At 67.3% G+C, this 19,018-nt stretch carries 14 protein-coding genes; 1 reads left to right on the top strand and 13 read right to left on the bottom strand.

Going from position 1 to position 19,018, the window contains the following annotated elements; genetic code table 11:
• Window positions 1–41: 41 nt before the first annotated feature.
• From C811_RS05825 to C811_RS05815, 3 genes are read right to left on the bottom strand one after another with little or no spacing between them, the layout of a single operon-like run.
• Complete coding sequence (locus tag C811_RS05825; RefSeq protein ID WP_016308578.1) at window positions 42–746, bottom strand: TorD/DmsD family molecular chaperone; 705 nt, start codon at window positions 744–746, stop codon at window positions 42–44.
• A gap of 16 nt (window positions 747–762) precedes the next feature.
• Window positions 763–1,383, bottom strand: coding sequence for a 4Fe-4S dicluster domain-containing protein (locus tag C811_RS05820; RefSeq protein WP_016308577.1), 621 nt, complete (start codon window positions 1,381–1,383; stop codon window positions 763–765).
• Window positions 1,384–1,386: 3 nt separating this feature from the next.
• Window positions 1,387–4,038, bottom strand: coding sequence for a molybdopterin-dependent oxidoreductase (locus C811_RS05815; RefSeq protein WP_016308576.1), 2,652 nt, complete (start codon window positions 4,036–4,038; stop codon window positions 1,387–1,389).
• 241 nt (window positions 4,039–4,279) lie between these two features.
• Here C811_RS05815 and C811_RS05810 point away from each other — a divergent pair, with 241 nt between their 5' ends.
• The gene (locus tag C811_RS05810) at window positions 4,280–5,578 is read left to right on the top strand and encodes a Fic family protein (protein ID WP_016308575.1); all 1,299 of its coding nucleotides are present in this window, start codon (window positions 4,280–4,282) and stop codon (window positions 5,576–5,578) included.
• A 100-nt stretch (window positions 5,579–5,678) separates the two neighbouring features.
• Here C811_RS05810 and smc read toward each other — a convergent pair whose 3' ends face one another.
• The 10 genes from smc to C811_RS05760 all read right to left on the bottom strand — a co-directional run bounded on the left by smc (window position 5,679) and on the right by C811_RS05760 (window position 18,933).
• Window positions 5,679–9,248, bottom strand: a complete 3,570-nt coding sequence (gene smc, locus C811_RS05805) for a chromosome segregation protein SMC (protein ID WP_016308574.1) — start codon at window positions 9,246–9,248, stop codon at window positions 5,679–5,681.
• 6 nt (window positions 9,249–9,254) lie between these two features.
• Entirely contained in the window at window positions 9,255–10,124 is an 870-nt protein-coding gene (rnc, locus tag C811_RS05800) for a ribonuclease III (RefSeq protein WP_016308573.1), read from the bottom strand.
• The gene (gene plsX / locus C811_RS05795) at window positions 10,121–11,173 is read right to left on the bottom strand and encodes a phosphate acyltransferase PlsX (protein WP_016308572.1); all 1,053 of its coding nucleotides are present in this window, start codon (window positions 11,171–11,173) and stop codon (window positions 10,121–10,123) included. The genes rnc and plsX overlap by 4 nt, the downstream gene beginning before the upstream one ends.
• Window positions 11,174–11,366: 193 nt before the next feature.
• Window positions 11,367–11,546, bottom strand: coding sequence for a 50S ribosomal protein L32 (rpmF, locus tag C811_RS05790; protein ID WP_016308571.1), 180 nt, complete (start codon window positions 11,544–11,546; stop codon window positions 11,367–11,369).
• A 149-nt stretch (window positions 11,547–11,695) separates the two neighbouring features.
• Window positions 11,696–13,063 (bottom strand): NCS2 family permease, encoded by a 1,368-nt coding sequence (locus C811_RS05785; protein ID WP_016308570.1) that lies wholly within the window; start codon window positions 13,061–13,063, stop codon window positions 11,696–11,698.
• Window positions 13,064–13,105: 42 nt separating this feature from the next.
• On the bottom strand, window positions 13,106–14,539 hold the full coding sequence (locus C811_RS05780) for a chloride channel protein (RefSeq protein WP_016308569.1): 1,434 nt from the start codon (window positions 14,537–14,539) through the stop codon (window positions 13,106–13,108).
• A 134-nt stretch (window positions 14,540–14,673) separates the two neighbouring features.
• Window positions 14,674–15,222, bottom strand: coding sequence for a YceD family protein (locus C811_RS05775; RefSeq protein ID WP_016308568.1), 549 nt, complete (start codon window positions 15,220–15,222; stop codon window positions 14,674–14,676).
• A 133-nt stretch (window positions 15,223–15,355) separates the two neighbouring features.
• Window positions 15,356–15,826 carry an ATP synthase subunit B family protein gene (locus C811_RS05770; RefSeq protein WP_016308567.1) on the bottom strand — a complete coding sequence of 157 codons (471 nt, stop codon included), beginning with the start codon at window positions 15,824–15,826 and terminating at the stop codon, window positions 15,356–15,358.
• A gap of 159 nt (window positions 15,827–15,985) precedes the next feature.
• The gene (gene rsmD, locus C811_RS05765; RefSeq protein WP_016308566.1) at window positions 15,986–16,579 is read right to left on the bottom strand and encodes a 16S rRNA (guanine(966)-N(2))-methyltransferase RsmD; all 594 of its coding nucleotides are present in this window, start codon (window positions 16,577–16,579) and stop codon (window positions 15,986–15,988) included.
• A 179-nt stretch (window positions 16,580–16,758) separates the two neighbouring features.
• A complete protein-coding gene (locus C811_RS05760; protein ID WP_016308565.1) occupies window positions 16,759–18,933 on the bottom strand; it encodes an ATP-dependent DNA helicase RecG in 2,175 nt (724 codons plus the stop codon).
• Between the last annotated feature and the right edge of the window lie 85 nt (window positions 18,934–19,018).

Below are 19,018 nucleotides of genomic sequence, written 5' to 3'. Positions count from 1 at the left end.
GGAAGCAGGGAGGGAGCGCTTCCGGGCCGTACGAGAAGCGGCTAGGCGGCCGCCACGCGGGCGCACGCACTGCCCAGCTCACCCTCGAGCTGGCGCAGGGCGGCGTCCACAAGGGCCGCATAGCCCCGGTAGAAATCGCAGCGCGCATGACGCTCCACCGACTCGCGCCATTGCGGCACCCACGTCATGGGGTGGCATACGGCGAACGACACCGCATCGGCCACGACACGGTCGGTCTCAGATGTATCCCCGCGCCGAGCCGCTTCAGCGCCCATGTGGCACAGGCGCCCGATGAACAAGAGCTCATAGGCCAGATGATCGTCAGGCTCGTGGGACAGCGCGTCCACCTCCAGGCCGTAGCGGGCGTAGGCCCGGCGCACCTCGAAGGTCTGGCTCTGGAACACCATGCGGTCCTTGTTGAAGTACACCGATTCCCACATGGGGGCCGCCACCTTCCGCGTGCCCACGAAAAGGCGGGTGTATTCCGCCGACAGGCGGTGGAAATCGTCTTCGGAGAAGGGCGAGCCGCACGCGTCGCCCCACGCCGCCAGCAGCCGGCGGCCCTCTTCGGCCTCGTCCCCTTCGGCGAAGGGCACCTCGTCGAAGGCGCGCCCGTCCACGGCGGCGGCCAGCAACTCCCGGTCGGGCACGCCGTGGAAGATGCGGCCCAGAAGCGTGAACAGCGCCGCGGCCTCCTCCAGGCGCTCGGCCCCGGGCAGCCCGTTGCCCCGTGCAGTCTCGCCCATCAACCTCACGTCCTCTCTACTGCCCCAACGAGAGGATGCGCACATCGCCCTCGTTCGTTTTCGCATTGCGATGGGCCACGATGACCACGTTCGGCGCCGTCTCGGCCGAGGAGGGCAAGGGCGCGACGTCGGCGCAGTCGCCGAACTCGGCCCGCAGCTCCACGATATCGCCGATCTTCAGCGCGCGCTGGGGGCAGATGGCCACGCAGGCCGGCTCTTCGCCCCAAGACCGCAGCTCGGCGCACATATCGCATTTCTCGGTCACGCTCTTGGCCTCCACCAGCTGCGGGGCGCCGTAGGGGCAGGCCTCCACGCAGGAGCCGCAGGCGATGCACTGGTCCTGGTCGATGAGCACGAGTCCGGTTTCTTCGTCCTTGTGGTGCGCCCCGGTGGGGCACGCCTCCACGCAGGCGGGGTTCATGCAGTGGCCGCAGGAGAAGCTCACCGAATAGGTGAACACCCCCTGGGGCTTGGCGACGCCGGTCTTCTCATCGATGGACCAGCCGCCCCCGCACACCTCCCGCACGCGGCGAGCGCGAGGGCCGATCTCGAAGTTGTGCACGTCCTTGCAGGCCAGCTCGCACGCCTTGCAGCCGCTGCACTGGGCGCTGTTGATCAAAAATCCCAACTGTGCCATGTTCTAGTCCTCCTTGAAAACTTCGCGCGAATCCCACAGGTAGTCGGGAACGAGCGGCTCGCCGTCCCACTTCTCCACATTGCAGATGCAGGTGTTCCACGCCTGGTAGCCGGTGGTGGTGACGTTCGGCCCGCACAGCACGTTCATGCAGCCGGCCTTATCGATGCCCGTCTCCTCGTCAATTTCCACCCAGGCCCCCTGGCCCATGGCCAGCACGCCCGGCGTCATCATCTCGGTCACCTGCAGGGGACGCAGGCATTTGCCCCACTTCGAGGTGATGAGCACCGTCTCGCCGGTTTCCATGCCCAATCGCTCGGCGTCGAGGGAGTTCATGTACAGCGGGTGGTCGAAGGCCTCGCGCAAATTCGGCACATTGGCGAAGGTGGAATGGGAGTGCCGCAGGATATGCAGGCTGTAGATCTGGAAGGGGAACTCGCCCTTCTCCTTGGTCTCCCAATTGGCGAACGTCTCCTCGTAGCCCTCCACTGGGGGCACGTACTCGGGAATGGGAGAGATCTCCTTGAAGCCGAAGGCCTGCACCTTGTCCACGGCGGCCTGGCAGTAGATCTCCAGCTTGCCGGAGGCCGTGGGACGCGGATTGGCCTCGGGGTCGTCGCGGAAGGGTTTCAGGGCGATGAAGTCGAGGCCATCGCCCTCGGAGCGCTCGATGGTGAAGATGCCGTCGCGCTTGAAGTCGAGGATGGGCACAAGGCCGTCCTGGGGCTCGCCCTCGACGCCGAGCTCGGCCAGATCCTCCTCGGTAATGGACACGAGGTTCTGCCAGTTGTCGTCGCAGTTGGGCGACACCTGGGAGGCGGCCACCATGTTGATGATGAGCTGCTTTTCGCTCACCGGCCGCAGCACCGAGCGGTCGACGCCGATGCGGTCGGCCAGCTCCAGGGCGATGTCGGCGTCGCTCTTGCACTCGAACAGGGGCTCGACCACCTGGCTGAACCACACGATGGACTCGCGATAGGAGGGACTCAGGTCTCCGTAGCGCTCCCAGGGGCTCGCCACGGGCAGCACGATGTCGGCGTACTTGCAGTTGGTGGTCATCACCAAGTTCTGGGCCACCACCGTGTCCATCATGCGGTAGGCCTCGATGCCCTTCATGGTGGCCGGCCCCTGGTTGAGGAAGTTCTCCTGGCGGTCGTAGATCATGTGCACATTGTTGTCGTACACGTTGCCGTCCAGGCCGATGTACTTCCGCTCGTCCACGATGGAGGTCCACATCTCGTTCACGTTCACCTTGCGGTACTCGAGCGGATTCGGGATGCGCTCCATATTGCCCAGCGTTGAATTGCGCGGGTTGGCATGGTTCATGCCGCCCTTCAGGAGCGTCTCGTAACCGCCCTGCATCCAGGAATGGCCGCAGTCGGAGGCGCAGCAGCAGCCGGGCTTGCCGATAAGGCCCGCCATGGCGCCGAAGGCCATGAGGTTCTGGCAGAGCTGGGCGCCGCTGCCGGTGCGGGCGAGGGCCGGGGCCGTGATGACCGCCGCACGCTCGGCGCCGCCGAGCATGAGGGCGAGGCGCTCCAGGTCCTCGGCCGGCGAGCCGCAGATCTCGGCGGCCCATTCCGGCGTCTTCGGCACGCCGTCGTAGGTGCCGAGCACGTAGTCCTTGTAGTTCATCTTCGGGTCGGCGCCCTCCGGCAAGTGCTCGGCATCGAAGCCGATGCAGCAGCGGTCGAGGAAGTCCCAGTCGATGAGCGGGTTGGCCTCCGGGTCGTCCTGGGTGAGCAGCACGTAGGCCATGGCCAGAAACGCGGCGGAGTCGGTGCCGGGGCGAATGGGAATGTAGTCGTCGGTGAGCACCTTGGCCGTGGGGGTGTAGAAGGGGTCCACGCACACGAACTTCGTGCCCGCCTCCTTGCACTGGAGGTAGTCGTAGGTGGGCAGGCCCGCGCGGCTCCAGGCCGGGTTGGAGCCCCACAGCACGATGACCTCGCTCGAGCGCAGGTCGATACGGTCGTTGGTCTCCTCCGGCAGGCCGATGAGCTTCGCCATCTCAGTCCAGGCACCCGAGGACACGGCGCCGGTCTGCTCCAGACAGCCGCCCTTAATGTACATCATGCGGCCGATGTCGTAGTCGCCCAGGCGCTGGGGCACGCCGCCGGGCAGAAGGATGCCCTCGTTGCCGTAGGTGTCGATCACGCGCAGAATCTCGCCGGCAATGAGGTCGAGGGCCTCCTCCCAGCTGATGCGCTCCCACTCGTCGACGCCGCGCAGATGGCCGTTGGCGGCATCACCGCCGCCGGGCTGCCAATGCTTGCGCTTCATGGGGTACTTGATGCGGTCGGCACCGAAGATCATGCCGCGCAGAGCGCGGCCGCGGGCGCAGGCGCGCAGCTGGGGGCAATCGGGCGAGTCGTCATGGGTCTGGTCGGTGCCGAGGCGCACCACCTCTCCGTCCTTCACCAGGGCCTTGTTGAAGCCCTTGGAACCGCAGTCGGCCCAGCAGCTGCAGGGGATCCACTCCCCTTCCAGCTTCGCTTCTTCGCCCGTCTCGCTCAGCGGCTCCTTCTCGTTGAAGCCGGCACAGCCCGTGGTTCCGAGCGCGGCGGTGCCCACGGCGGCCAGGCCCGTCCACTTCAGCAAGCTGCGGCGCGTGATGGGCGTCGCCGGGGACAGCTGGGGCGTTTTCACGTCCTCCATAATCACCTTCTCCTCTCGATTCGTCCTCCCAGGTTCGCGATCGCAGGCGCGATCGCTCCTGACGGCGAGTCATTATCGGCGGGAATTCCCCACATTCGATCCGCGTTTTGCCGCTGTGGAAGCCCCGTGCTCCTTTTAAAATATGGAGCGGGCCCTTATTAAAGAAAAGTCTCATAGACGCACGTCCTCGTCTCCCCGGGGAAAGCGACGCGATACCATAGGCGTTTCGAAAGGAGGGGCCGTGAAATTGAGAACATCATTCAAGCGGGATGCCGTGCCGAACGATTTGACCCACCTCGCCCGCGCCCTGACCGCAATCGGCGCCCACGGGACCGCCGACGACTTCGGCCAGGCCGCCGGAGACACCTACGAGCCGTTCCGGCTCATGGATCGAAAGATCATTCTCAGCGACGAGACCCTCGGCGCCATTTCCCAATTCGAGATGCTCGCCTCCCGCTGCGATACCCTCATCGGCACCTCGCCTCTCGGGACGGCGCTCGCCCGCATTATGGCCCGCATGGACGGCATGTTCGTCGCACAGCTCAACGGACGGCGCGCCGATTACCGCCTCTGCTGCTGCCTCGACTTCTTCAAGGAATCGGGTACCGCCAAGGGAGGCTCCGACGAGGCGAGGCTTTCGGCCCTGGGCCTCGACCTCACCCCCGCTTCCGTCTTGAGCGCCTCGAAGTGCGCCCATCAAATGGAGACCATCGAGCTCAACTCCCTGTGCGGGGCTGCCCCGGCCCTCATCACGCCCGGCCATGTGCTGGCGCTCCAGCAAGCCATCGGGCGCACGTTCCACCCTAAGGTCTCATCCGGCCTTCGCACGTGGGATCTCCCCGGAGAAAGCGACGAGCCGGACGCCGACGCCTATCGCCCTCCCTCCCCCTTGGAGCTGCCCGAATTTCTCCAGGATCTCGTCACGTTCCTGAACGAGTCCCCGCTCGGGCCCTCGGCCAAGGTGGCCCTCATGCACTACCAACTAGAGGCCACCAAGATGTTCTCGTCAGACACCGACCAGTTGGCCCGCGCCCTGCTCGTGGGCATTTGGCGCAATACGGGGCTCATCAAGTACCTGATGCCGCCCATAGCTATCACCCCGGCTCTGGCCCGGCGCAACCACGACGAGGTGCTGCGCCCCTACCAGTTCGCCCCGGGCCTTTCCGAAATGCAGATGATCGACAACTGGGTGTACCACACCGCCTGCGCGTCCCAGAACGCCTTCGAGGTGGCCCAGTACGGCTACACGATCGCCCACCAGACCCTCGATCGGTGGCGCAGCATCGTCGCGGCGCGAGGCACGCGCCTCACCGACACCATGGAGCGGCTCCTCGTGACCGTCGTCGGCTCCCCGGTGTTCTCGGCCTCCTCCGCCGCCGAGGCCATCGGCACCACCTTCACCACCGCCACCAAGATCATCGGCGTTCTGGAGGCCTGCGACATCGTGCGACAGATGAGCCGGGGGCGCCGCAACAAGGTGTACGAGTGCCCCGAGGCTGTGGCTCTCTTCGAGGAGATCGTACCGGATCTGGCCGGCTAGGGAGCCATCGTGCGCGAAAAAGCGCCCCGGACAACCGAGGCGCTCGGATTGTACGTTGGGGGCAGACACGCCGCCGAATCGGCCGGCGCAGGCCCCTCCCCTATTCCGCGAGCTTCAAGGCCTGGTCGAGCTTCTGGCTGATGACCTTGGTCACGCCGTCGCCCTGCATTGACACGCCGAACAGGGTGTCGGCCATCTCCATGGTGCGGCGCTGGTGGGTGATCATGATGAGCTGGGTGTCCTCGCGCAGGCTGTTGATGTAGGCGGCCAGGCGGCGCAGGTTCGTGTCGTCGAGGGCCGCCTCCACCTCGTCTAAGATGTAGAACGGAGTGGAGCGCGTGCGGTACACCGCGAACAGGAGCGCCAGCGCTGTGAGCGACTTCTCGCCGCCGGAGAGCAGCATCATCTTCGCGATGCGCTTGCCCTTGGGCTGGGCGTTCACCTCCACGCCGGTGTTCTCCAGATCGTCCGGGTCCACGAGCGACAGGTTCGCCTTGCCGCCGGGAAACAGCGTGGCGAAGATTTCCTGGAAGCTCGCGTCCACCGTCTCGTAGGTGCGGATGAAGTCGTCCTTCATGCGCTGGTCGATGACGCGGTTGATCTTCGCGAGGGACTTGCGGGCCTGATCGAGGTCGTCCAGCTGGCCGGCCAGGTAGTCGTAGCGCACCTTCAGCGCATCGTACTCCTCAGCCGCGTCCGGGTTGATGGTGCCCAAGTTGGCGATGCGGCGGTTGATCTTGAACAGCTCGTCCTCCACCTCGGTGCGCCCCTCCAAGGGCGGCAGCGCCAGCGCCGTCTCCAGCGGCGTCTTGCAGTCCTGGGCGATGTGGTTCACCGCCGCCTCCACCTGCAGCTCCAAGCGGCCCTTCTGCACCCGGGCCTCGCTCAAGCGCTCGGTCACGGCGTCGAAGGCCGCGTGGGCCTCGTGGGCGCGCCCTCGCGCCTCGGTCACCGACGCGTGCAGGCCCGTAGAGGAATCCTGGGCTGCGGCGGTCTGCTCCTCCAGGGTGCGCGTCCAGCGCTGCGCGGCGGCCACCAGCTCGTCGAACAAGGCGAGCAGCGGCTCCAGGCGCGCGGCGGACACCGTCTTCACCTGCAGAAGGGATGCCGCCTCGGCCGAGGCGGCGGCAAGAGATTCCAGGTCGCGGGCGCGGGCGTCGCGCACGCGCTCGGCGTAGGTCACCCGCTCCACGAGCGTGGCGGCGGCGAGCTTCGCCTCGGAAAGGGCGTCGGAGGTGCGGTGGGCCTCGCGCCGCAGAGGCGCAAGCTCCTCCTGGAGCGCCGCTGTGCGCTCCTTGGCCGCAGCCATCTTCCCCTCCAGCTCGGCAATCTGGGCCTCGAAGGATTCCACGTTGGGCCGGGCCTTGGAGATGACCGCCTCGGCCTCGGCGCGCTGGCGCTCCACGCCTTCCAGCTCGCGCCGGCAGGCCGTCAGCTTCTCGGCCGCCGCATCGGCAGCGGCGCGGGCGGCCTCGGCACGGCCGCGCAGAGCCGCGAGCGACTGAGAGAGCTCCAAGCTGGTAGCCTGGGCATGGCGCAGGGCCTCCTCAGCCAGACGGTGGGCTTCCTCGGCCTTGGCCACGGCCTCCTCGGCGGTCTTAAGCTGGACGCGCAGGCTCTCCAGGCGGCGGTGCCGGGCCAAAGCGCCCGTGCCCTCGTCCACCACCGAGCCGCCCACCGACACCTTGCCGGAGGGCCAGACCACCGATCCGTCGCCGGTCACGAAGCGCAGGGCCAGCGTGTCGGAGGTGTGGGCCGCAAGCGCCGTATCCAGGCTCGGGCACACCACCACATCGCCCAGAAGCGCCTCCACCGCCGCCCGGTCTGCCTCGGGAAAGGAGAGCTTGGTGACAAGCGGGGTGCCCTCGGTGCCAGCCGGGGCGCGCCAGCCCTCGGCCCGGGCACCCGGACGCTGGGCATCGTCGCGCAGCAGGAAGGCCACCTCGCCCTCGGCGCCGGCCTCGGCCAACCGGGCCGCCACGGCCTCCACCACGGCCGCGTCCTCAACGAGCAGCGTGGTCACATCGGCGCCGAGCAGCGTCTCCACAAGCCCCTCGAAGCCCGGTGCTGCCTGGACGACGTGGGAGAGCGGCTCGCCGATACCCGCCACCTCGTGGCCGTGCTCCACAAGCCACACCCGAGCCTCGCCGGCCGAGGCGGCACTCGTGCGCTCCACCTCCTCGAGCGTGGAGATCTCCACCGTGAGCGCGCGGTGGGTGTCCCGCGCCTCGTCGAGGGCGGCCCGGGCCGCGTCGCGCGACTGCACGGCGGCGCCGACAGCCTGACGAGCCGCCGATTCGTCGGCCACGAGCGCGGAGAGCGCCCCGTCGGCCTCGGTTGCGACGGCGGCGGCCTCCTCAGCCTCGGCCTGCACGCGGGAAAGCTCCAGGGAAAGTTCGGCGGCGTGGCTCTCGATCACCTGCACGTGGGCCAAACCGTGGGTGAGGGCCTCGGTGTTCTCGGCGTGCTTACGCCGGGCCACCTCGATGGCCCCGGACATCTTCTCGTTGTCCTTCGCGATGGCCGACAGCTCCCGCTCGAGCGTCCCGCGGCGGCTGCCCAGATCACGGTAGACGCAGTCCAGGTCCGACACCTTCTTCTCGGCCGCCTCGCGCTCGCCGGCGGCCTCGTCGAACAGCGCCGTGGCGCGGGCCAGCTCGGCGGCGGCCTCGTCGGCCTTCACGCGGTTCGCCTCTTGGGAAAGCTCCAGCTCGGCGGCGCGGGCCAGCGCCGCGCGGCGCCGTTCGCGCAGCATCATGGTAGTGGAATCGAAGCGCTCCACAGCCGCAGCCGCCGCCCGGTGGCGCCGCGACAGATCCCCGGCGTCCAAGGTCTCCTGGCGCATGCGCTCCTGCAGCGCCTCCACCTCGGCCTCAGCCGCCTCGATGGCTCCTCGGCGCTCTTCCATCTGCGCCGCCAGCTCCGCCTCGCGAGCCTGGGCGGCATCCCACTGGCCCTGGAGCTGCCGCAGGTCGTCCACGGCGATGCGCAGCGACAGATCGGCCTGCTGCACCGCCAGCTCCTGGTAGGTGCGGGCCTTCTTCGCCTTGCGCTCCAGAGGCCCCAGCTGACGGGCCACCTCCCCCACCACATCGCGGGCCCGCAGCAGGTGCTGGTCCATATTGGCCAGCTTGCGCTCGCTTTTGGCCTTGCGCTGCTTGTGCTTGAGCACGCCGGCGGCCTCCTCGATGAGCGCGCGGCGGTCTTCCGGCTTGCTCTGGAGGATGGAATCGAGCGACCCCTGGGAGATGATGGAGTGGGTGCCGGTGCCCAGACCCGAATCGTGCAGGATGTCCAGCACGTCCATGCGCCGGGCCACGGTGCCGTTGATGAGGTACTCGCTCTCGCCGTTGCGGTACATGCGCCGAGTGATGGCCACCTCGTCGTAGTCCACCGGCAGCGTGCCGTCGGAGTTGTCCAGCACGAGGTCAACCTCGGCCAGCCCCGCCCCGCCGCGACCCGAGGAGCCGGCGAAGATAACGTCTTCCATAGCCTGACCGCGCAGGTTCTTGGCGTTGCGCTCGCCGAGCACCCACAGAACGGCATCGGAGATGTTCGACTTGCCGGAGCCGTTGGGGCCCACGATGGCCGTGATGCCCGGCTCCATGGACAGCACACTGCGGTCGGCGAAGGACTTGAAGCCCTTCAGGACGAGAGATTTCAGGTACATGGGCGCCTAGTCCTGCTTCCTCTTGGCGGCACGCTCGGCTTTAGCCTGGGCCTTGGCAGCGGCCTGAGCCTCGCGCTCGGCGGCCTTGGCGGCCCGTGTGGCCGCCTTCTCCTCGGCCCGAGCGGCCTTCTCTGCGGCCTTCTCGGCCTGCTGCTCGTCGGAAAGGCCGATGCCGAAAAACTCCGACAGGCGCGCCAGGGTGGTCTTCGCCGCCTGGCTCTCGGCCTCCTTCTTCGTGCGACCCACCCCGCGGGCAAGGCCCTTGTCGCCGGCGTACACCTGAGCGACGAAGGTGCGGTCGTGAGGCGGCCCCTGGGTCTCTACAAGCTTGTAGGTCGGCGTGATGCCGCCCTCCTGCAGCTTCTCCTGCAAGGCGCTCTTGGGATTCTCGGGCTCGCGGGCCAGCGACAGCGACATCTTCGGGATGAGGGTGCGCTCCACGAAGGAGGCGGCCACCTCCACGCCGCCATCCAGGTACAGGGCGGCCACCACGGCCTCGTAAACGTTCTCGAGCGCCGAATGCAGCCCACGTCGACCGGTGCCGGTCTCGGAGGATCCGAACACGATGATGTCGGCGAACCCGAGCTTCTCGGCTACCTCCGACAAGCTGGCGCCCGACACGAGGGCCACCTTGATGCGCGTGAGACCGCCCTCGTCCAAATCGGGGAAGCGGTGGAAGGCCTCGTTGGCCACAAGCGCCCCCAAAATGGAGTCTCCGAGGAACTCGAGGCGCTCATAGGAAAACTTCACGGCACGACCCTCGGTAGCCGAAGGATGCGTGATGGCGGAAAGCAGGTACTGGGTATTCTCGAAGCGCCAGTCCAAAATCTCCTGAGCGCGGTCGAGCTTCACGCGCTGTTCATCGGTCAGGCTCATCGGGCATCCGAGGCCGCGGCCTCCCCTTCCCGGGCCTGCGCGGCGCCGGTCGTCTTGGCCGTGCGTGCCACGGTATCGGCGATGACGCCGGCCACATTCGCCCGTACGGTGGTGGCCGCCACGGCAATGCCGTTGGCGACGGCCGTCTCACTCGAGGAGCCGTGGCCCACGATAACCGCGCCCTTCACGCCCAGGAGCGGGGTGCCGCCGTAGGCCTCCGGCGAGAGCTTCCCCTTCAGGCGCGCCAGATCGCCCTTCACGAGCAGGGCCCCCAGCTTCGAGGGCAGCGAGGACATGAGCGCGTCCTTCACGTACTTGAACAGGGTCTTGGCGGTACCCTCGATGGTCTTCAGGCACACGTTGCCGGTGAACCCGTCGCAGACCACCACGTCGAAATCGCCCGCCATGAGGTTGCCGCCCTCGCAGTTGCCCGAAAACTGCGGCACCGAGGCTGCCAGAAGCCCGTGGGCCTTCTGGGCGAACTCGTCGCCCTTGGTGTCTTCCGCGCCGATGTTCAAAAGTCCCACCCGCGGGTTTTCCACCCCCATGATGGCCTCCATGTACACGATGCCCATCTGCGCGAACTGCACCAGATACTCAGGCTTGCAGTCGGCGTTGGCCCCCACATCGATGAGCAGGCAGGGGCGCGCGTAGGCCGGGAGCACCTGGCCCAAGGCCGGACGCTTCACGCCCTTCACCCGACCCACTACGAGCGTGGCGGCGGCCAGGCAGGCGCCGGTGGAACCGGCCGAGAAGAAGCCATCGGCCGCGCCCTCCTTCACGAGGCGGCAGCCCACCACGATGGACGAGTCCTTCTTAGCACGCACCGCCGCCGCCGGATGCTCGCCCATCTCGATGACCTCGCTGGCCGCCTGGGCCCGCGCGCGGTCATGGCCGGCGGCGAAGGGCTCCACCACCGCAGACGGCCCTACGACCACCAGATGCAGATCGGGATCGGCCGCAAGGGCCCGCGCCGCGCCGGCGAGCACCACATCGGGGCCGAAGTCCCCGCCCATGGCGTCGACGGCGATAGTTACTGGTTCAGCCACGAAAACTACTCCTTGCCCGTGAGAAGGTGTTTCCGGCCCTATCCGCGCCATACGCGGACACGGTCGGAGACACGCTGCCTATAGCCAAAAAGCCCCCTGGCAAACCAGGCTTGCGAAGCTTGGCATGCGAGGAGGCTTTGCCGACATCACGGAAGGAGTTGAGCGCGCCTTCCGTGACCGTCAACAGCTGGAACTAATCGACTTCGATGACCTCGCGGTCGCGATAGAAGCCGCAGTTGCCGCATACACGGTGGGGAAGCTTCACTTCGCCGCACTGCGGGCACACGGAACGGGCGGGCGCCGAAATCTTGTCGTTGGTGCTGCGACGGGCATGGGTGCGGGCACGGCCCATTTTGCGCTTAGGTACTGCCATCTCGTTACTCCTTCTAGAGTTGGCCGACAGAGAGGCCAGCCAACAACTTCTTGTGTAAACGCACGATCTGATATGCTACCAAACCCGTAGCGCCGTCGCAAGGGGGAAACTATCCCGATTTCGCCAACGGCACGGGTTTTCCAAATTCCCTAAATCACCAGCGTCACGATGCGCAACAGGAACAGGGCGGCGGCCACCCACATGACCCAGTGGACGTCCTTGGCACGACCCTGGGCGATGCGCACGATGACGAAGGCCAAGATGCCGAACATGATGCCGTTGGCGATAGAGTAGGTGAACGGCATCATGATGATGGCCAAAAAGCCGCCGACGGCGCCGGCCGCGTCCTTCGTGAAGTCCATCTCGGTGACCGAGGACATCATGAGCAGGCCCACCCACACGAGCGCGGGCATGGTGGCAAAGCTCGGGATGGCCAAAAAGATCGGCGAGAACACGAGGGCCACGATGAACAGCATGCCGGTCACGAGGGCCGTGAGGCCCGTGCGGCCGCCCGCCGCCACGCCGGCGCTGCTCTCCACGTAGCTCGTGGTGGTGGAGGTGCCCATGCAGGCGCCTACCACGGTGCCTACGGCGTCGGCCATAAGCGCCTCCTTGGCCCGGGGCAGACGGCCCTCCTTATCGAGCAGGCCGCCCTTGCTCGCCACGCCGATGAGCGTGCCGGCCGTATCGAACAAATCGACGAACAGGAAAGCGAACACGATGACGGCGAAGTCGACCAGATGGCTCAAGGCGAAGTCGAAGTTGAAGGCGAACAGATAGGGGGCCTGCAAATTGATGCCGTTGGCGAAATCGGGAATGAGCGAGGTGGCGCCGGCGGCGGCATCCACCGTGTACCATCCGGCCAGCTGCGCCAGGATGCCGAGCACCCAGGTGCCCAGGATGCCCCACAGGATATAGCCGGGCACGCGGTAGTGGTACATGACGGCCACGCCCACCAGGCCGATGACGGAAAGCGCCACCTGCGGGGTGGCGAACGAGCCCAGGTCGATCAGCGTGGAGGGATTGCCCACCACGACACCGGCGTTCTCCAAGCCCACCAGCGCAATGAACAGGCCGATGCCCACGGCAATGCCCGTCTTCAGGTTCTTCGGCACGTCGTTCACGAGCGCCTCGCGGAACTTGCACAGGGTGAGCAGGATGAAGATGACGCCCTCGACGAGCACGGCGGTAAGCGCGATGGTCCAGGGATCCTGGATGCCCTGCTCGGCCATGGGCACGCACACCGAGTAGGCAAAGTAGGCATTCAGGCCCATGCCGCTGGCAAGGGCGATGGGGTAGTTGGCGTAGAAGGCCATGAACAGCGTGCCGAAGGCCGCCGAGATGGCCGTGGCCGTGAACACTGCCCCGGGCTCCATGCCCGATGCAGCCAGAATGGAGGGGTTGACGGCGAGGATGTACACCATGGCCAGGAAGGTGATGGTGCCGGCCATCACTTCCGTTCTCACCGTGGTGCCGTGCTCCCTCAGCTTGAAGGTGCGCTCGAAGAACTGCTCCATGGGGCCTCCTATTCAGCGAGAAATGACGGAGTCATTGTACCCTTACTTCGCCGCCTTATCGCTCCGCATTTCCAATTCGTCCTCCACCGCGGCCGCATCGGAGCGGCTCGCGTCCACGATCTTGTCGACGATGTCGCGGGCACAGCCCTCCCCCGTCGGCTGCGACCCGCGGTCGGACGTAACGGCGACGGGCGCGGCGGAGCCGGGATGCCCCGAACGCGAGCCACGGTGCCGGTGGGCCAGATCGCGCACGAAGGAAGTGGCCCCCAGGGCGTAGTAGCCCTCGCCGCGGCCGACGAGGTAGGCCGTCCCCACGGCCAAGGCGAACAGGGGCGCGCCGGCGAACCCGAAGATCTCGCAGGCCATGAGGAAGGCGGCCAGCGGGCAGCGGCTCATAGTACAGAAGAAGGCCGCCAGCCCCGCCGCCGCCGAGAGGGCCGCATCTCCACCTGTCATGACCGTGCAGCTCGCCCCGAGAAGCGCCCCTATGGTGAACGTGGGCATGATCTCGCCACCGCGCAGCCAGAAGCCCAGGCAGATGACGGTGAGCAGCGCCTTCACGGCGAAGTCCCACGAACCGGCCCTCCCATCCAGGGCGGCGGCGAGTAGAGATCCCCCCGCGCCCTCGAAGGCCTGCCAGCCGCAAAGGACCACAAGCCCGACAAACAGGGCCGCACCGAGGATAGCCCATAAATAGTAGTTGCGGCGGAAGTGCTCGGTAACGCGCTGCACGTGGTCGATCGCGCCGCCGAAGAGACCGCCGGCCAGGCCGGCCACCGCCCCCACCAGCACGCAGTCGCCCACGACGGGCCAACTAAGACCGGGAAGCGCCACGGGGGGAATCACATCCCCGATGCCCACCGCACTCGCGACCGCCCAGGCCACGGCACATCCCAAAAGGATCGTCGGCAGGTGCCGCACCACCTCTCGACGATACCCCGTCAGCTCCACCACGAAGGCCGCCGAGCCCAAAGGCGCGAAGAACAGCGCCGAGAAAGCGCAGGCCATGCCCATGGACGCGGCGTAGGCGTTCATGCCGACGCTCCCCCGCCCGCGCTCATCGTCGGCACGATACACCGAGCGCAGACGGAAGGGACGCCCCACAAGCTGCCCCAAGGAGGCCCCCATCTGCAGCGCGCCCGCCTCCTTGCCCACCGAGGCGCCGCCGAGCAGGGACAGCGCAGTGCCGGCGAGGATATCGGGGGCGAGCCAAGCAGAGAGGTGCTCGTCGCTGCGAATGCATCGGGCCACCAGGCGCGTGGTGGTGTTCAAGGCGACGCCGTGCCATCGGTACAGGGCGAGGCTTGCCGCAGCGAGCAAAGGCAAGCAGAACAGCAGCCAGGGAGCGCGCTCGGTCAGACCGAACGCAGCATCTGCGACCAGGCACAGCACGATAGACGCCGCAGCGCCCACCGCGCCCATAGCCACGGCGAAGATCCCGTGGCGCAGCACCTGCCGCCCGTTCAACACGCCCATCGCTCACCTCCGCTCCGCGTCGCTTCCTCGTATCCACTGTAGGGCAAGGAAGGCCCGCTCACGAAAAAGGCCGGTGAAGCGTTTCCGCCCCGCCGACCTTCGTTACCGATCCGTTGCCCCAGCTGCAGCGCGGCCTAATCTTCCAGCTTCAAATTCCGCAGGGCGGCAAAGGGCCCGTCCTCGGCAGGAGCCGCCTCGGCGCAGGAGCAGGGGCCCTCGTTCAGATTCGCTCCGCAGCGCGGGCAGATGCCTCTGCAGTCGTCGGCGCACAGGGGCACGAGGGGCAACTCCAGCAGCAGCGCCTGCTCGATGAGGGGCGTCATATCGATGACGCGGTTCTCGGGCAGGTACTCGAACTCGTCGCCCTCCAGATCGTCCGGAGCCGTCCCCTCCTCGCCGCCGATGATGAAGTAGCCCTCGATATCGCCCTCCAGCTCGTAGGTCACGTCCTCCAGACAGCGGGCGCAGGCCGTAAGAGCGGCCGCCCTCGCGTCGCCCATCACCAACAGGGCGCCTCCGGTATTCGTCACATCCACCGACCAGGTCACCGGCCCGGCGAAGCGGTAGGCATCGGCGCCGGCCGCAAGCTCGTCGAGGGCGGCCTCGCCCTCGAAATGCCGACTCTCGGCGGTCTCGAGCAGCTCCTCGGGAACGGCTACGGTCGTCATATTCTCTCTCGTCATGACGGCACCTTCTTTCTCTTTCCGGCGGTCTCGGAAATCGTCCGCCGGCACGCAGGATCTAAGGAATGCCGGCGATTCCAACAAAAAGGGCGCACCTGCGAAGGCGCGCCCGGAAGCTTCGTGCCGATTCGCCCTATCGCGCGTTCAGCGAGGTGGCGTTCAGGCGGTCGCGGCAGCGGCGCGTGTTGTTCAGCAGCGTGTCGAGACTCTGCTCGATGTGCCCGAACACCTCGTCGGCGTAGTCCTCGGCGCCGGCACGCGTCTGGCGCTCCAACTCGCGGGCGTCGGCCAGGATGGTATCGGCCTGCTGCTGGGAGATGCGCACGATCTCCTGCTCGCTGGCGATCGTGATGGCCTGGCTACGGGCGTCCTCGATCATACGATTGGCCTCCACCTCGGCATCGTCCAGAAGGCTCTGGCGCTCGCGCACAATTTGGCGAGCCTGAGAGAACTCGGCGGGGAACAGGTCGCGAATCTCGTCCATGATGTCGAACGCAGCGGCGATGTCCACCTGGCGCAGGTTACTCTTGCCGAAGACGGGCTTCGAGTCCTCGAGAAGAATCGAGAGCTCCTCGAGCAGCCCCAACACTCCGGTTTCGTCCATTGCTGTTCCTTCCTGACTATCGCACCGCGCCGCCCGGGCCCTTCCGGCCGCGGGCCTCAGCACGCAATCTATCCATGATGAGTTTTTCTATTCTATCATGATGGAAAAGCTATGTAATACAACGGCTACACCGTGCACAAACGCTCCATGAGGTGAAACCTAGCCGTCATCTTGGACGCTGCGCTCCAGAAAGTCGACGGCCGTGTCGCCGAAACGGCGGTGCGAGACGATATCCCAGCCCCACTCGACGGCCAGCGCCTCCACGGCCGCGTCATGGGCGCCGTCGTGCTCGTAGCTTGCCAGCACGTCCCCCGCAAGCGAGCCCGCTGCATCGAGCCGCCCGAGAAGGCCGAACACCTCGGCGGCCCCAAGGGCGTAGGGCGGGTCGAGGAACACCAGATCGAAGGGGGCCCCTGCCATCGGCGCCGGCAACCGCTTGAGCACGTCGCCCCGCATAAGCCGGGCTGTGTCGCGGTTGAGGCCCAACGTGCGCATATTCCGCTCGATAACGTCCGCGGCACCGCGGTCTCGCTCGCAGAACACCGCCGAGACGGCCCCGCGCGAGAGCGCCTCCATGCCAAGCGTCCCCGAGCCCGCGAAGGCGTCGAGCACCCGGGCGCCGGCGAAACCTCCGCGCGCCGAATGGATGGCGCTCATGAGCGACTCCCGCACCCGATCGGTGGTGGGGCGGGTGCCGTCGCCCTTCGGGGCGTCGAGCCTCCGTCCGCGGAACTCTCCGGCAATGATGCGCATAGCCGCGCTCCTTTCACTCTCATCTCAATCGTGGCAGTGCGTAGAGGAGGCGCGGGATGCTCCAGCCGAGCGAGTTCCGCAAGCGTTCGGAACAGTCCAGTGGACTGTTCCGCCGAGCGAGGACTGTCCGAGCGAATTGGAGTATCCCGCGTCTCCGACGGGCGATGAGCCCCTCGAGTCTACCCGCCCACGGCCTCGCCGACGAAGGCCAGGCGCACTTCCCGGGCCATGGCGCGGTGGTCGGGCTCTTCCAGGTCGGGGTCCACATCCAGAAGGGCGGCGGCGTCGGCGTGGGCCGCCTCGATGACCGCCCCGTCCCGCATGATGTTCACGAGCTTCAGCCCGCTGGCCCCATGCTGGCGGTTGCCGAGGATATCGCCTTCCCGCCGCAGGGACAAGTCGAAGGCGGCCAGCTCGAAGCCGTCATCGGTGGTCTCCATGGCCGCCAGGCGCGCGAGGGATTCCTCCCGGGTGGAGGCGGATAGCAGGTACACCTCGGCGGCCTTGGTGCCGCGGCCCACACGCCCGCGCAGCTGGTGGAGCTGGGCCAGGCCGAATCGGTCGGCGTCCTCGACGATCATCACCGTGGCGTTGGGCACGTCCACGCCCACCTCGATGACGGTAGTGGCCACGAGCACCTGCACCTCGCCAGCACGGAAGCGCTCCATCACCTCGCGTTTCGCCTCGGTGCCCATGCCGCCGTGGAGCAGCTCAACCACGTAATCGGGGAAGGTGTTTCTCTGCAGCATCTCGGCCTCGCGGGTAGCCGCGGTCACATCATCGTCGAAGTCGTCCGCGTCCTCGATGGCCACGGCCGGGTGGTACTCCTCCCCCGCCGCATCGGCATCGGACTGCTTGCCGGCCGCCTTCTCGTCGCGCTCCTCGGCACCCTTGCCCACCAGCGGGCACACCACGTACACCTGCTCGCCGCGGGACAGAGCCGCGCTCGCAGCGTCGAAAGCCTCGCCGGCCTGCTCGCGGCGCAGCACGCGCGTGGTGCGCGAGACGGCGTCGTGAGGGCGGTGCTTGATATAGGACAAGGTGAGGTTGCCGTAGAGCGCGAGGGCGAGGGTGCGCGGGATGGGCGTAGCCGTGAGATAGAGCGCATCGGGCGCCTCCCCCTTGGCCAGCAGGCGCGTGCGCTGATCCACGCCGAAACGCTGCTGCTCGTCGATAACGGCGAGGGTGAGGCGCGCCGGCGCCACGTCGTCGGAGAGGAGGGCGTGGGTGCCGATGAGCACGTCCACGTCGCCCGCGGCGAAGCGCTCGGTGATGGAGGCGCGCTCGGCGACCGGCGTGGAGCCGGTGAGCAGCGCGCAGGTGACGCCCGCTTGGGCGAGCAGCCCGCCCAAGCCCTCCGCATGCTGGCGGGCGAGCACCTCGGTAGGTGCGAGCAGCATGGCCTGGCCACCCGTGTCGGCGGCTGCGGCCAGGGCGAATCCGGCCACGACGGTCTTGCCGGTGCCCACATCGCCCAAAAGCATGTGGTTCATCGCCGAGGGGGCGGCCATGCCCTCCAGTATCTCGTCGCGGGCGCGCTCCTGCTCGCCGGTGAGCGCGAAGGGCAGCTGCGCGGCGAAGGCGGCCACGCACGGTCCATTCACCGTATGGGCGGTGGGGTGCGCGTCGCGGGAGCGCTCGGCGCCCTCCTGCATGAGGAAGAGCTCCAAATAGAGCACTTCCTCATAGACGAGCCGCCGTCGCGCCTCGGCCACCTCGGCCATGCTCTGCGGGAAGTGGATGGCGCGCAGCGCAGCAGCGCGGCTCATGAGCCGGTAGCGCAGGCGCAGACCCAGGGGCAGCGGATCGAAAGCGCCCTCGGCCTCTTCCAATCCGTTGGCCACAATGCGACGCACCCAGGCGGCCGAGAGCTTCTCGGTGGCCGGGTGCACAGGAACGACCGCCCCGGTGATGCCCTCGCCCTCTCCGATCACCTCGATGAAGGGGTTGGTCATGCGCTTGTAGCCGTAGTCGAAGATCACCTTCCCGGCCACGGCCACCGCATCCCCCGCCTTTATCTGATCCATGAGCCAGGGTTGGCGGAAGGCCGTCACAACGAGAATGCCCGTGCCGTCGGTAACGGCGATTTCCACGAGCTTCAGGTTGTAGCGGGGCTTCTTCAGCTTGATCTCGTGCACAGTGCCTCGCACGGTGCACGTCTCCCCGATGCGCGCCGAGGCGCAGGTTTCCACCGAGGAAAGATCCACGTACGAGCGGGGGAAGTGCGTCAGCAGTTCGCGCAGCGTGCGGATGCCCAGCTTCTCTAGGGCCTTCGCTCGCGCAGGACTGACCAAACGGACCCGATTGACGGGCCCGTCCAATGCCAACGTAGCTTTTTCCCGATCAATGGGCACGAATGTCCCCTATCCCAGCTATGGTAATGTCGAAAGCGGAACGGGCGGTGTGCCCACCAAGCGAGTTCCGCAGCGAACGGGACAG

This window comes from Adlercreutzia caecimuris B7, from assembly GCF_000403355.2.
Lineage (GTDB): Bacteria > Actinomycetota > Coriobacteriia > Coriobacteriales > Eggerthellaceae > Adlercreutzia > Adlercreutzia caecimuris.
The sequence above is the reverse complement of the archived record's forward strand: the minus strand, read 5'-3'. Positions and strand labels throughout refer to the sequence as shown.